The organism is Amycolatopsis echigonensis (assembly GCF_002846615.1).
GTDB classification, from domain to species: domain Bacteria; phylum Actinomycetota; class Actinomycetes; order Mycobacteriales; family Pseudonocardiaceae; genus Amycolatopsis; species Amycolatopsis echigonensis.
In genome coordinates, this window is record NZ_PJMY01000003.1 from 8,071,609 (window position 1) to 8,085,362 (window position 13,754).

Sequence of the window (13,754 nt, forward strand, 5' to 3'; positions counted from 1 at the left end):
GAGTGCTCGCGCTCGTCTCCGGCTAAGCCTTGTCCGCGGAAACCAAGCGCAGCAACGGGTCGAAGCGGGCCGGGCCTTCGGTCGTCAGCTGCACCGGTTCCGCGACCGGCTGGTAGCCGGTCACGACGACGGTGTACTCGCCGGGGAACAGATCGTCGACGGTGTAGTGGCCCGCCTCGTCCGTGACGGTCACCCGCTGGACCTGCCCCTCCGCGTCCAGCACCGCGACCTGCGCGCCCGGGAACGGGCCCCGGACCGCGTGCACGGTGCCGGTGAGCCGGACCGGCCGCGTCAGTTCGATGTCCTCGCGCACCGGTTCGGCGCCCACTCGCACGTGCCGGGCCACCGGCTCGCGGCCGCCTGCCTGCACCAGCAGCAGATACGAGCCCGCCGGGGCGTCCAGCGCGAAAGTATTGTCCGCGCCGGTGGTGGTGCGGCGCACTTCGTGGGTTTCCAGGGACGTCAACGACACCGAGGCAGTTTCCGCGGGAGCGAGTCCGCTCACCGAGCCGGAAACGGCCGCGGGTCGCGGGGTGCTTTGCGGGACGCCGCGGGTCTTGCGGGTCCGGGACAGCAGCACATCGACGACGCCGAACAGCAACGCGAGCCCGACCAGCGAGGTCGAGCCGATCAGCCCGAGCGCGGTCGCGCGGTGGTAGTCCCCGTGCGAGCGGCCGAGTTCGCCGAAGAACAGCGAGCCGCCGAGCGCGGTGCCGACCGCGGAGCCGATCCGCTGGCCGGTCTGCAGCACCCCAGCTGCCGTGCCGCCTTCCGCGGGCGGGACTTCTTCGAGGGTGAGCGTCGAGTTCGGCGAGATCACCAGGCCGCTGCCGAACCCGCCGACGAACAACGGCCCGGCCAGCACGAAGGCGGTGTTCGCGCCGGAGTAGTCGCGGACGAGCCACGCGGTCGTGGCGAGCCCGATCGCGACGAGCAGCGTGCCGAGGACGACCATCGGCCTGCCGAACCGGTGCACGAGCCGCCCGCCGATGGTCGGCGAGATCGCCGAGCCGATCGCGAACGCCAGCATCGCGGTGCCCGCCTGCAGCGCGGTGTAGCCGAGGCCCTGCTGGAAGAACAGCGTCAGGACCAGGAAAATCCCGGTGAACCCGGCGAAATAGACCATGCCGAGCGCGGACCCCATCGAGTAGCTGCGCACGGTCAGCAGCTTCAGGTTCACCAGCGGGTGCTTGCCGCGGTTGCCGAGCCAGCGCTCCCACAGCACGAACACGACGAGCAGCCCGGCCGCGACGCCCATCAGCCACCAGCGCGGCGACGTCGCCTGTTCCTCTTCCTCGATCAGCGGCAGCATCACCAGCACGACCGCCACGCCGAGCAGCACGCTGCCGAGCAGGTCCGGCGTCCGCTTCCGGCCGCTGCGCGCGTCCTTCGGCAGCAGCCGCAGCCCGAACAGGATCGCGAGGATGCCGATCGGCAGATTGACGTAGAACACCCACCGCCAGCCCTGCTCTACCCCGATGCCCTGGATCAGCAAGCCGCCCAGCACCGGCCCGATCGCCGTGGACAGCCCGACCGTCGCGCCGAACGCGCCGAACGCCTTGCCGCGCTCGCGGCCGGAGAACAGCTGCTGCATCAGGCCGATGATCTGCGGGTTCAGCAACCCGCCCGCGACACCCTGGCCCAGCCGCGCGACGACGAGCCAGGTCGCGTTCGGCGCCGCGCCGCACAGCACGCTGGTCGCGACGAACAACGCCAGGCCGAGCAGGAACATCCGGCGGCGGCCGTAGTCGTCGCCGAGCCGCCCGGACGGCACCAGCGCAAGGCCGAACGTGAGCGCGTACCCGGAGACGACCCACGAGACGTCCGCGGGCGTCGCGCCGATCCCGTGCTCCATCGAGGGCAGCGCGACGTTGACGATGCTCACGTCGAGCAGCGTCATGAACCCCGCGATGAGGCACACCCACAAGGCGCGCCAGCGCTGCGGATCGGGCTCGGGCGAAGGAGAAGCGTCCACGGACCGTCCTGATTCGAGACCGGTAAGATAATTACTGGTGTTAGAATACTCGCCCATGCCAGCGGAGCGGGACCACGTCGACGGAGTCATGGCGCAGATCACCGGAGTGCGCGCGGACGACCGGGTCAGCAAGGCGCTCAGCTTCCGCCTGCTGCGCGCCGCCCGGCTGCTGGAAACGGAACTGCGCCGCGAATTCGACGCCTTCGGGGTCGGCCTGTGGGAAGTCGAGCTGCTGGGCGCGCTCAAACGAGCCGGTCCCCCGTACCGTCTTTCGGCCGGGCAACTGCTGGACAGCATGCGCCTGACATCGGGCGGGGTGACCAAACGCGTGGCCGGGCTGGAACGCAAAGGCTGGGTCCGGCGCGACATCGACCCGGACGACCGGCGGCAGATCCTGGTCAGCCTGACCGACGAGGGGCTGGCCCGGGCGCACGAGGTGTTCGGGATGAAGACGCAGACGGAGGCTCGGTTGCTGGGCGTTCTGTCGCGTGCGGAACAGGACCGGATGAACGACGATCTGCGCGCGTTGCTGCTGGACTGGGAGGGGCCGGACGGACGGGCATGACCGCCCGGCGGCTCAGGCGACAGCCCAACGCATCGGCCGGCTCCCGGCACGGACGTGCCCGGCGACGTCCCCTGCGCCCGCACGTCGCCGCGGAGCGAAACCGGCACTCTCCCGCCGGGATCGCCCGGTTTAGCCCGGCCACGGCCGTTGTCCGGCGGATTGGATGCTTGAGCGGCCGTTTTCGCGAATCTCGCGCCGATCGGCCTACGCCGCGGCGGGCGCCTGCTCGCCGGAACGCCGGCGGCTCTTCGCCCCCGAGCGGGCGGCGTGGAAATTCCAGCCGAGAACCATCAGCGCGTCGACGATCCCGAAGGTGACGCCGACCCCGAAGCCGACCTCGTCCGGCCGGTGCAGGTCGACCGCTTTCTTCGGGTCCACGACTACCGAGACAGTGCTGCCCGGCTTGTCGTGTTCCACTGCCACCAAGCCGTGTTGCCCGTCCGGAGTGACGACGACCAGCGCGTTCTTCGTGTATTTGTCCGGCGGCGTGAATTGCACCGCCGTCCAGTGGTCGGTGTAGCCGGTCGCGCTCGCCCGCATCGGCACGCCGCGCGTCTCCAGCACGTAACCGTCGATCAAGGACGATCCGGTCATGAAGATCATCACGAGATGAAGACCGGCGACGAAAAGGTTCAGCACGACGAAGATGCCGCTGCGGCCCAGGATCGCGGGGAGAACGACGATCAGCGCGGCGCTGAGCCAGACCAGCTGAGTTCCGCCGCCGTGGTGGAATACGGTCAGCGTCACCCCGAACCAGGCGACCGCGAGTATCACGAATGTCGTCAGCAGCGTCCGCACCCACACCATGAGCGGATAGTAACGGCGTGCGCCCGCAGCGCGCCGAAGTGCGAATCGCGGTTTTTGCTGCTGCACGGTCGGAGCAGGTCAGGCACCGCGCACGCCCCGGCACCGCCCGGCAGTGTCTCCGACGCGGACCAGGAATTCCGGTTCGTTGTCCTCGATCCGGGCCAGCAGCTGGTGCGGCGCGAGCGCGGCGGTCCAGGTGTGGCCGGTGGCGCCGGGCCCCGGCGGGCGCAGGCGGTCTCCTGCTCGAGCTCCGCCCGGAGCTGCCGGATCTCCGCCCGCAGCCGCCGCTGGTCCTGCGCGGCACGCGCCCGGGCCGCTTCCCGCGCGTCACGACGCGCCGTCCTCGCTGTTCACCGCAGCGGCGAAGGCCGTGATCGCCTCGCGGAAGTCGACCTTGACCGGCAACCAACAGTGCTTCGCCAGAACTATGCCCCGTCAGCGAATTCCGGCCAGGATCGCCATGCGGTCCTGACGACGATCAGCACCCGGGACGGCGTCCGAACGGCGAAACCACCGCCTTCAAGACCCAGCGAACTCCCAGCAAGTCGCCCCGTGCGGTTCCGCCGAAGCGACTCCCACCGCGCGTCGCAGGGTGAGCCGGTACAGGTGCCACGGCGGCGGGCCCGCGCTCGGGGCGCTGAACGGTGCCGTCAAAGCGTCGCCGTCCGCCGTCGCTGGCCAGCCGCCGGAGCGGTAGACCTCGGCTAGCCGTGCCACGGTGCCGGCATCCGTGACTCGGTGGGCGTCGCCCTCCAGAGTCAGGTCCAGGCCGCGGAGGCGGACCGAAATGCTGCACGCCGCGTTCGCCGCGAGGTTGCGGGAACGCCTTGTGCCCGGTCCGCCGACGAAGTACAGCGCGTCGTCTGCCCAGACCGCGCCCACGCCCGCCGAATGCGGGCGGCCGTCTGGGCGGACGGTTGCGACGAAGAACGTCAAGTCTGCGGTCGGGGTGTCGGCGGCGAGGATGTCGCGGGCGCGACTCCATGGCAGCGGGGCGTTCCCGTAACGGTCGAGGTTGCGGGTTGAAGTCGGTTCGTAGTCAGTCATGCCCATGCGTCGAACGAGCAGCCGCTGAATCGACATGGCCCCGCGATTAAGTGGTCAGGCACCTCCTGACTGCACCGGGCGGTAGCGGAAACCGTCGCCGTCTCGGTCGATTCGTCCGGGCCCGAAGTGCGCGGGCAGGACGAGGGCATCTCGTTCGACAGCCAGCTCGCACAAGGTCCGTCGAGACTCCGCCGCGACGGCGGGATCCGCGTCGCCGCCTTGGGCGAGCGTCAGGTCCGAGAACTGGAACGGATGGTGCAGCACATCGCCGCTCACCACAGCGTGCTGGCCGCCGCCGCTGAGTTCGGCGATCAGGTGGGCGGTGGTGTGGCCGGGCAGGGCGCGCAGGGTGATGCCGTCCGCGACCTCGTACGGGAGGTCGATCAGTTCGACCAGACCAGCCTCGACCACCGGCAGCACGCTGTCCTCGAACGTCCGGGCCAGGTCGGCGGCCACCCCGCCTTCCGGGGCCGCGGCGTGCACCTCCTGGAGCCAGGCGTATTCGTCGCTCGCGATCAGGTACCGGGCACGCGGGAAGGTCGGATCCCACGAACCGCCGGCCAGCTGGGTGAAGCCGCCGCAGTGGTCCGGGTGCAGGTGGGTGGCCACGACGACATCGACGTCCTCCGGCACGACGCCCGCCGCGGCCAGGCGGTCCAGGTACGGCGTGTCGAACCGGTGGTGCGCCAGCAGAACCGGGCGTTCCTTGGCGTTGCCGTTCCCGGCGTCGAGGAGCACGGTCTGGTCCGGCGTGCGCACCAGGTACGTGGTGATCGACAGGTCCAGGTCGCCGCGGTGGTCCCCCAGCTGTTCCGGGGTGACCGCCGGGAACAGCTCGGCCGGGGGAAACGGCCAGTGGTCCAGTTCGGCGACCGGGTCGATCCGGATCTGTCCGAGCGTGATCGTCATCGGGCTTCCTGTCGTCCGGGCAAGGGATCGGCGCTCACCGGGGCACCGCTGCCATCGCTTCGATTTCCACGGCCAGTTCCGGTTTCGCGAGCGCCGACACGACGATCAGCGACTGTGTCGGCCAGTCGCTTTCCGGGAACCACCGGCTGAACACGTCGCCGGTCGCCGTGCGGAACCCGGCCAGGTGTTCGGCTCCGGCGACCATGCTGAAGACCTTCACCAGATGTTCCGGCCCGCCGCCCGCCGCGGCGAGCACCCGTTCGATGTTCGCCAGCGCCTCGCGCGTTTGTGCCTCCGCGTCCGGCCCGGCGAGCGTGCCGTCCGGCCGTGCGCCGATCTGCCCGGCGACCACGACCAGCTCGTGGCCGGCCGGAATCTGCGCGAGGTGACTGTAGCGGCCTATCGGAGCCGCGACCGTCCCCGGATTCCAGCGTTTGCTCATCAGGTGTTCCCCTCCCTCGGTTCGTGCCCGCAGTCCACCACGAGCCACCGACAAAAACTCGCCGGCCGGGTCAGCCGATCGCGACCACCAGCTTCCCGAACTGGTCTCCCGACGCCAATTCGGCCAGCGCACGCGGCCCGTCCGCGAGGTCGTAGCCGTGGTGCGCCACCGGCCGCACGCGGTGTTCCACGACCAATCCGACCATCTGCGAGAGCTCCCGCGCGCTGCCCATCGACGTGCGGGCCGGTAGTCACCATCCGGCCGCCGGAGCGGAGCACGGAGAGACAGCCGTCGAACGTCGCCGAGCCGATGCTGTCCACGACCAGGTCCACCGGTTCGCCGAGTTCGGCGGCCCAGCCGCCGCGGCTGCCAATCGCCCGGTCGGCACCTGATTCCGTTGCCCTGGCGAGCTTTTCGGGACTGCGCGAGGTGACGCTGACCGTCGGCGGCGTCCGCTCCCGCCGCCACGACGATTCCGGTCCCGTCCGAGCCCAGCACGGTCGACGGGTCAGCCCGACCGCGACTGTCCACGATGGACAGATCCCGGTGGTTCAGCCCGGCCGCCTTCAGCCGGACCAGCACCTCGCCCGGTCCCGGTCGCGGCACCGGGACCTCCGCGACCCGCACCCCGGCGATCCCCGGCGCGCCTTCGTGGACCCCCGCATCGGTTTTGTTGTCACGTCCGCGAACCTGGCAGCCGTGCCCCGCCGCGCCCGGCCGGACGCGAACCCCGGCACAGCGGGGAATTTCCGCCCAGCCCGTCCGTCCGCCCGCCACGGCGCGATCGACGCCGCCTCACCCCAGCGGGATGGCGCGGAAAACCCCGTCCGGGTCGTAGCGGTGTTTGACGTCCCGCAACCGGGCCGAGTTGCGGCCGAAGACGTTCGCCGAGGGGACGTCCGGACCGAGCAGGTTCGCGTACGCCTCCGGCAAGGCGAACGGGGCCAACGCCTCCGAGACGGCGTCGGCCCAGCCCCGGTCGTCGGCGCCCTCGCCCATCCCGAGCACCTCGACCATCAGATGGTCCTCCCGCAGCGGAAACGCCGTGTCCGCCACCGGAACCCGGGCGGCCGAGCCGTGGAAGTGGTGGATCGACAGGCCGGACAACGGCGAGGCCATCGCTTCCATCTGCGCCAGCAAGGCAGAGACGGCCTCCGGAGCGAACGCCGGAAGCGACCGCGTGCGGATGACGACCGATCGGCCGTCCGGGAACATCGCGTCCCGGCTCGCGACCTCCGCTGCGTAGGACGAGACCGTCTCGATGTTCGAGGCGAGCGGAGGCCCGAGCCGGGCGAGGAAGCCGTCCGGATCAGCGGGACCGCACCAGGTCGGCCAGACCACCACGCACAGCGAACCGTCGGCACCGGCGAGCATCCCGGTCTGCACGGTGAGGTCGTCCGGCGCGCCGGCCTGGATCTCGGCCACGGCGGCGAAAACGCGGGCCGCGTCAGACGCCGGATACCAGACTGGGCCGGTGGTGATCCGCGGCGTCGCGTGCAACCGCACCCCGAGCGACGTCACCACGCCGAAATTCCCGCCGCCGCCCCGCAGCGCCCACCACAGGTCCGGCAGCCGCGAGGCGTTGGCGAGCACGACCTCGCCGTCCGCGAGCACGATCTCGGCGCCGAGCAGATTGTCCGCGGCGAGCCCGTATTCGCCCAGGAAAGGACCGTATCCGCCGCCGAGTGCGAGCCCGGCGAACCCGACCGCGCCGATCGTGCCGACCGCCGCGGTCAGGCCGTGCGCCTCTGCCGCGGCCAGCACGTCGTTGGCCCGGGCGCCGCCGCCGACCACCGCGGCGCGCCGCCCGGCATCGACCGCGACGCGGTTCAGCGGCCGCAGATCGAGCATGATCCCGCCGTCGGCCACCGCACGTCCGGCCCAGTCATGGCCGCCGCTTCGCACCGACAACGGCAAGCCCAATTCGCGCGAGGCACGCACCGAGGCTTGGACGTCCGCGGTGCTCCGGCATTCCACCACCACCGCCGGACGCGCGGCGACCGCGGCGTTCCACACCGTCGCCGCCGATTCGTACTGCGGGCCGGAGGTGTGCACCTGCCCGGCGGACAGTCGGGCTCGCAAGACATCCTCGGCAGTCATCGGCCGCTCCCCTGCTCGTCGGTTCCGACTCTAGGGGCGAATCGACCGCACAAGCCCGCCGCGCACCAAGATTCAGCGGTTCACATAAGCCGCCGACGCTTCGCTGAGCGCCTCCAGCGCCGCCCGGACCCCGCCGTGCGCCTCCTCGCCGGACCGGCACGCGGCGATGATCGTGCGGTTCAGCACCGGCCGCGTCGCGAGCATCCGGACGCCGTCCGGAATCGGCCCGCGGGCGAGCCGCGGGACGAGCGCGGCGCCGACATTGCCCGCGACGAGCGCCAGTTGCGTCACGTAACTCCCGATGGTGCAACTGATCCGCGGTTCCAGCTCCTGCGAGCGGAGCACGTGCACGAGCCATTCGTAGCAGCCGGAGCGGCCGGTCCAGCTGATCCACGACACGTCGTCCACCTCGGAGAGGTCGACCGTGCGGCGGTGCGCGAGCCGGTGCCCGGCGGGCAGCGCCAGATCGGCGACGTCGGAGAACAACGTGACCTGCGTGATCCCCGGCGGCACCAGGGTCGGCCGGTCCGCCCAGCTTTCGAACACCGCCACGTCGAGGTCCCCGGCGAGCACCTTCGGGAGCGTCTGCTCGGCTTCGCCCTCGCCGAGCGTCACGTCCAGCCGCGGGTGTTGTTCGGTGAGCATCGCGAGCGCGGGCGGCAGCAGGGCGTGCACGCACGTCGCGATCGACCCGATCCGCAACGGCCCGAAGACGTCCTCGCGAAGCCGTTCGAGATCGGTGCGCGCTTCGGCCAGCTGGGCCAGCACGCGTTCGGCGTGCCCGACCAGCACCTGCCCGGCGCGCGTGAGCCGCACGGTCCGGCCGCGCGGCTCCAAAAGCGCCAGGCCCGCTTCCCGCTCCAGTTTCGCCAGCTGCTGCGACACGCCAGACGGCGTGACGTGCAGCGCGGCCGCCGCGCCGGCGACCGAGCCGTGCTGCGCGACCGCGTGCAGGGCGCGCATCCGATCCACACTGAACACGGTAGTGATGCTACCGGGTTTTACGCAGGAATCTTCACTTGTCCTTGATAGTTAGCGACCCCACGATAGAAGGCATGACCACCGAATCCGCTCCGTTGCCGACCGCCGGTCCGATCGCCGCGCTCACCGGCCGCGCCGACCCCCGGCTGCTGGCCGCCGCCGGCTGCCTGTGCATCGCGCTGACCTCGGTGCTCATCAAGGTGTCCGGGGCCAGCGGCGCGACCAGCGCGTTCTGGCGCTGCGCCCTCGCGCTGCCGCTGCTCGCGGTCCTGGCGTTCAGCGAGGCGCGGCGGACCCGCGTGCGCGCGAAGATCCTGCTGCCGCTGCTGGCCGGGCTCGGCCTCGGGCTCGACTTCGTCCTGTGGGGCGAGGCGATCCCGCGCGTCGGCGCGGGCGTCGCGACCATGCTGCTCTCGGTGCAGGTGGTGATCGTGCCGCTGCTGGCGTTCGTGTTCCTCAAGGAGCGGCCGGACCCGCGGTTCAAGTTCGTCGCGCCGACGCTGATCGGCGGCATCGTGCTCGCCGGCGGCGTGTTCGGGTCTTCGACGACCGGCTCGAACCCGGTGCTGGGTTTGGTTTTCGCGCTCGCCGCCGGGGCGGGCTACTCCGGGTACCTGCTGCTGCTCCGGCTCAGCAGCAGCCCCGCGACGCAGGTCCGCTCGCTGTCGCTGGCCACCGTGTCCGCGGGCTTCGTGTCGGTCGTGCTCGGGCTGCCGTTCGGCCGCCTCGACCTGGCGCCCAGCCTGCCGTCGCTCGGCTGGTTCGCCGCACTCGCCATCGTCGGGCAGGTCGTCGGCTGGCTGCTGATCGCCGGAGCCCTGCCGCGGCTGGCGGCCTCGACCGGCGCGACGATGATGCTGCTGCAGCCGGTCGGCGCGGTCGCCTTCGGGTTCCTGCTGCTGAGCGAACGGCCGGGCGCGCTGCAGCTCGTCGGCTGCGTGATCGTGCTCGCCGCGGTGTGTTTCGCCGGACGCGGCGCGGCGAAGAAGCCCGCGGTTCAGTCGTCGGCCAGGCTCAGCCCGACCGCGTCGAGCAGCCCGCGCGCCATGTCCCTGAACTCGTCGCGGCGGTGATCGACCAGCCCGTCCCCGCCGAGCAGGTCGGCGGCCAGCTCGTCGACCGGCCAGCGGACCAGCTTGCCGTGCCGCCCCAGCAGCAGCCCGACCTCCCGGATCCGGTACAGGTCCGCCACGTCGAGCCAGGCGTACAGCAGGATCTGCCACAGCCAGCGCCCAGCCCGGTCCGGATCGCCGACGGTCAGCACGGTCTTCACGTCCAGCAGCGTGCCGTCGGCGATCCCCTGCTCGGGGTCCAGCCGTCCGAGCAGGAGGTCGCCGTCCGCCCAGCCGGGCACGATGGTCGGCCCGGCGATCCCGAGCGGATACCCCTCCGGCGGAGCGCCGCCGAGCCGCCGCAGTTCCCAGAGCGCGCCGTTGTCGTGCAAGCGTTTCGCGAGTTCCGCCAGTTCGGTCACCTGTGCGTCGGCGGGAAGGGCGCGCAGGTCCGCGATCGTGCCGCCGCCGTCGACGACCCGCGCGAGCCGGGGATCGACGCGGCCGGAGCGGTAGATGTCCTCGCACGCGGACAGCACCCAGTTCGTCCGGGCCAGCCCGGCCTCCGCACCCGGCCCGCCGAGCACGCCGGGCGGGGCGTGCTGCGCTTGGTACCGGCGAGCGCGTCCCAGCAGTTCTCCCCACAGCTCTTCGGCGCCCGGGATCGCCTCGCCGTGCGGCAATCCGTCTCCGAGGTCGAGCCAGGTCGCGGCCGCCGGACGGATGCCGAGCGCCCGCGCCCGGTACTCCGCCGGAAGCTCGTCGTGCGTCGGGTATTGGGCGGCTTGCGCGTGCGCCCACCGGCCGCTGCCCCACTGCGCGCGCACCATGCCGAGCAGTGCGTAGTACGGCGGCGCGGGCTGCACGAGGTCCGCGATCCGCTGGCCGAACGCCCCGCCGATTTCGGCCCAGTGCTGCCGGGGCGGACGCGCGAGCGCCGGACGGACCGGGCGCACGCCGTTCGTCGTTTCCTCGATCCGCCGCGCGGCCGCGGCCGTGCCGGTGAAGACCCGGGCGCACCAGCGCGCGAGCTTCCCTCGCGGGTCGGCCAGCTCGGACGTCAACGACACCCGGCCAGTATCTCCCGGGACAGGAAGGGCAGCAGGAGATCGAGGAACGCGCGCGGACGGTCCAGCGGGATCAGGTGCCCGCAGTCCGGCAGCACGCGGCCGGCGAGGTCGTCGGCGATCGGACGCAGCTGCTGCTCCAGCGCGTCGCCCACCGGATGCGCGCCGATCGCCATCGTCGGCACGGTCAGCCGCTTCTCCGCCGCTTCGGTCAGCTGACGGACGCTTTCCGGCATTGCCCGGTAGTGCTCGAAGGCGCAGCGGAGCGCTCCGGTGCCGGTGTACGCCTCGGCGAAGGCTGCTTGGACCTCCGCCGGAACGCCCCGGCCGAGCGTGCCCTGGTCGAGGAACCACCCGACGTATTCCGCCTCGTGTCCATTAAGGACAGTCTCCGCCAGTCCCGGCACCGCGTGAAAGCCGAACCACCACGGCGGGCCGGCCGGGAAGCCCCAGGGCAGCGACTCCATCAGCACCAGGCGCCGCACCCGCTCCGGCTGCCGCAACGCCAGCAGCAACGCACTCTGGACGGACAGGTCGATCGCCACCACGTCCGCGTCCGGCTCCCCCAGCGCGTCGAGCAGGGACGTGACGTCGGCGACGACCGTTCCAGCGTCGAACCCGCTCTCCGGACGGCTGCTCGCGCCCAGTCCGCGGAGGTCCGGCGCGAGCACCCGGTACCGCTCGGCGAGCGTCGGGAGCACTGCGCTCCACAGCTGCCAGGTGTGCGGAAACCCGTGCAGCAACACGAGCGCCGGACCGCTCCCCGCGACGGCGACGTTCAGCCGGACCCCGTTCGCTTCGACCTGCCGCACCGCGTCCATCGAACCTCCTGTGGTTACCATTGGTTACCAGCACACGGTAGGTAACCCCAACGGTGCCGCCAAGACGGCACTTTCCCGACAGGTGGTGAGCCCGAGGTGACCCCCTCCCCCCGCGGCGATCTGTTCGACCCGGCCTGCCCGACGCGCCGGCTGCTCGACCGGATCGGCACGAAGTGGACGTCGATGACCGTCAAGATCCTCGCCGAGGCCGCGCCGGACGAGGTGCGGTTCGCCAACCTCCGCCGGCGCATCCCCGGGGTGTCGCAGAAAATGCTTTCGGTCACCCTGCAGAGCCTGGTCCGCGACGGCCTCGCCACGCGGCGGGTCGAAGCGACCGTGCCGCCTCGGGTGCATTACCGGCTCACCGCGCTGGGCACGTCGCTGGAATCCGCGCTCGCGGTGTTGCGGACGTGGGCGGAAGAGCACATGGCCGACGTCGACCAGGCCAACCAGAAATCCGGGCGGTAATTTTCCCCACCCTGGCGAGTCGGTCAGCCACCGCGAAGCGAAAACGGCACACACTCCCGCTGTGGAGTCGCCAACCGAACGGGACAGCAAACCCGCACGGCACGCAATCGGACAGTTCTTCGCGCATCCGCTCGCGTCGTTCCGGATCATCGTCGCGATTTGGGCATCGCTGACGCTGCTCGGCGCGGTGATGGCGCTGTCGTCCTCGGCCGCCGCGGCCAATCCAGCCGCCGGAACCGGGGTGTACCAAGCCTTTTTCCGGCATCTGACCTTCGTCGCACTCGGCGCGGTCGCGTTCGTGCTCGGCTTGCGCATCCCGTTTTCGCGGCTGCGCAAGGCAGCCACCCCAGCTCTGGCCGCGGCCGTCGTGCTGCTGCTTCTGGTGCTGACCCCGCTGGGTTCCGACCACGGCGGCGCGCAACGCTGGCTCTCCGCCGGGCCGATCACCTTGCAGCCAGTGGAAATCGCGAAGGTCGCGCTCGTGTTCTGGGGCGCGCATTTGCTGGTGTCGAAACAGAAGGTGCTGCACCATTGGCGGCACTTGCTGGTGCCGCTGATCCCGGTGACGCTCGCGTTGTGCGCACTGTTGCTGGCCCAGCCGAATCTCAGCGGCACGGTCACGCTCGCACTCATCACTTTGGGCTTGCTGTGGTTCGCCGGAGCGCCGAAGCGCTTGTTCGCCGCTATTCTCGCCGGCGGGGTCGCCGGAATCGTCGTCCTCGCCCTTTTCGCCAGTTATCGCCTCGCGCGCATCCTTTCCTTTCTTTCGCCGAATCCGGACGCGAGCGGCAGCGGCTACCAGGCGCAGCAGGCGCAATACGCCCTCGCCGACGGCGGCTGGTTCGGCGTCGGGCTCGGTCAGGGCGCGGCGAAGTGGAGCTACCTGCCGGACGTCCAGAACGACTTCGTCTTCGCGCTCGTCGGCGAGGAACTCGGGTTCGCCGGCTGCCTCCTGGTGCTCGGGCTGTTCGGCTTCCTCGCGGTCATCGGCCTGCGCACCGCCGCCCGGGTCGCCGATCCGTGGGTGCGGCTGGTCGCCGGGACGACCACCTTGCTGCTGGTCGCACAGGCGCTGATCAACATCGGCTACGTCGCGGGCGCGCTTCCGGTGACCGGGGTGACGCTGCCGCTGGTCTCCGCGGGCGGCACTTCGCTCGTGATCACCATGCTCCAGTTCGGCATCCTCGCCCAGGCCGCACGGGAGGAACCGGCCGCGCAGACGTTCCTGGCCGGCCTGCGGACCAAGGACTCCGGTACAGTCCGAGCGTGATCAAGAAGGCACTCTCCGCTGCCTTCGGGACCACGGTCACCACGACGCGCGCTGCCGGATCCTGCCCGGCGAGAAGAAAGAACTCGCCAAGGCGAGCGCTCCCGGCGAGCCGGTGACCTGCGAATACCCCGCCAGTCCCCGACCCGCGCCGGAGAGTCCTCAATGGACTCCCGGGCCCGGGCCGGGGCGTCGCGGGCTCCCCTCCGCCTCTCGGTACCCTCGTGACCTTCGGGTGAACGCGAGATGGCCG

The 13,754-nt window shown here is 71.3% G+C and carries 13 protein-coding genes and 2 pseudogenes; 4 read left to right on the plus strand and 11 right to left on the minus strand.

Annotated elements, in window-relative coordinates; all coding sequences use genetic code 11:
* Positions 1 to 22: 22 nt before the first annotated feature.
* On the minus strand, positions 23 to 1,975 hold the full coding sequence (locus tag ATK30_RS43155; protein ID WP_101440417.1) for an MFS transporter: 1,953 nt from the start codon (positions 1,973 to 1,975) through the stop codon (positions 23 to 25).
* 55 nt (positions 1,976 to 2,030) lie between these two features.
* Between ATK30_RS43155 and ATK30_RS43160 the strand changes: the two genes are divergently transcribed.
* Positions 2,031 to 2,540, plus strand: coding sequence for a MarR family winged helix-turn-helix transcriptional regulator (locus ATK30_RS43160; protein ID WP_101440418.1), 510 nt, complete (start codon positions 2,031 to 2,033; stop codon positions 2,538 to 2,540).
* A gap of 204 nt (positions 2,541 to 2,744) precedes the next feature.
* On the opposite strand, the gene ATK30_RS43165 is transcribed toward ATK30_RS43160, so the two are convergent.
* The 8 genes and pseudogenes from ATK30_RS43165 to ATK30_RS43195 all read right to left on the minus strand — a co-directional run bounded on the left by ATK30_RS43165 (position 2,745) and on the right by ATK30_RS43195 (position 8,808).
* Entirely contained in the window at positions 2,745 to 3,347 is a 603-nt protein-coding gene (locus tag ATK30_RS43165; RefSeq protein WP_101440419.1) for a hypothetical protein, read from the minus strand.
* Positions 3,348 to 3,866: 519 nt separating this feature from the next.
* On the minus strand, positions 3,867 to 4,394 hold the full coding sequence (locus tag ATK30_RS43170; protein WP_101441377.1) for a pyridoxamine 5'-phosphate oxidase family protein: 528 nt from the start codon (positions 4,392 to 4,394) through the stop codon (positions 3,867 to 3,869).
* 54 nt (positions 4,395 to 4,448) lie between these two features.
* On the minus strand, positions 4,449 to 5,303 hold the full coding sequence (locus ATK30_RS43175; RefSeq protein WP_101440420.1) for an MBL fold metallo-hydrolase: 855 nt from the start codon (positions 5,301 to 5,303) through the stop codon (positions 4,449 to 4,451).
* 34 nt (positions 5,304 to 5,337) lie between these two features.
* Positions 5,338 to 5,745 carry a RidA family protein gene (locus ATK30_RS43180; protein ID WP_101440421.1) on the minus strand — a complete coding sequence of 136 codons (408 nt, stop codon included), beginning with the start codon at positions 5,743 to 5,745 and terminating at the stop codon, positions 5,338 to 5,340.
* A gap of 70 nt (positions 5,746 to 5,815) precedes the next feature.
* Positions 5,816 to 6,287 (minus strand): annotated as a pseudogene (locus ATK30_RS47190) (zinc-binding dehydrogenase).
* Positions 6,193 to 6,522, minus strand: a pseudogene (locus ATK30_RS47195) (alcohol dehydrogenase catalytic domain-containing protein); the annotation flags it as partial. The pseudogenes ATK30_RS47190 and ATK30_RS47195, both read right to left, overlap by 95 nt.
* 18 nt (positions 6,523 to 6,540) lie before the next feature.
* Positions 6,541 to 7,845 carry an FAD-binding oxidoreductase gene (locus ATK30_RS43190; protein WP_101440422.1) on the minus strand — a complete coding sequence of 435 codons (1,305 nt, stop codon included), beginning with the start codon at positions 7,843 to 7,845 and terminating at the stop codon, positions 6,541 to 6,543.
* Between the two features lie 72 nt (positions 7,846 to 7,917).
* Positions 7,918 to 8,808 (minus strand): LysR family transcriptional regulator, encoded by an 891-nt coding sequence (locus tag ATK30_RS43195; protein ID WP_220816332.1) that lies wholly within the window; start codon positions 8,806 to 8,808, stop codon positions 7,918 to 7,920.
* Positions 8,809 to 8,900: 92 nt separating this feature from the next.
* Here ATK30_RS43195 and ATK30_RS43200 point away from each other — a divergent pair, with 92 nt between their 5' ends.
* Positions 8,901 to 9,899: a DMT family transporter gene (locus tag ATK30_RS43200; protein ID WP_101440424.1), complete on the plus strand. Its 999-nt coding sequence runs from the start codon at positions 8,901 to 8,903 to the stop codon at positions 9,897 to 9,899.
* On the opposite strand, the gene ATK30_RS43205 is transcribed toward ATK30_RS43200, so the two are convergent.
* Positions 9,824 to 10,948 (minus strand): hypothetical protein, encoded by a 1,125-nt coding sequence (locus ATK30_RS43205; protein WP_167442097.1) that lies wholly within the window; start codon positions 10,946 to 10,948, stop codon positions 9,824 to 9,826. The genes ATK30_RS43200 and ATK30_RS43205 overlap by 76 nt on opposite strands.
* A complete protein-coding gene (locus ATK30_RS43210) occupies positions 10,939 to 11,766 on the minus strand; it encodes an alpha/beta fold hydrolase (RefSeq protein ID WP_101440425.1) in 828 nt (275 codons plus the stop codon). The genes ATK30_RS43205 and ATK30_RS43210 overlap by 10 nt, the downstream gene beginning before the upstream one ends.
* 96 nt (positions 11,767 to 11,862) lie before the next feature.
* On the opposite strand from ATK30_RS43210, the gene ATK30_RS43215 reads away from it, so the two are divergent.
* Together ATK30_RS43215 and ftsW are read left to right on the plus strand one after the other, a co-directional pair.
* The gene (locus tag ATK30_RS43215; protein WP_101440426.1) at positions 11,863 to 12,234 is read left to right on the plus strand and encodes a winged helix-turn-helix transcriptional regulator; all 372 of its coding nucleotides are present in this window, start codon (positions 11,863 to 11,865) and stop codon (positions 12,232 to 12,234) included.
* A 61-nt stretch (positions 12,235 to 12,295) separates the two neighbouring features.
* Entirely contained in the window at positions 12,296 to 13,504 is a 1,209-nt protein-coding gene (gene ftsW / locus ATK30_RS43220; protein WP_101440427.1) for a putative lipid II flippase FtsW, read from the plus strand.
* Positions 13,505 to 13,754: the final 250 nt, after the last annotated feature.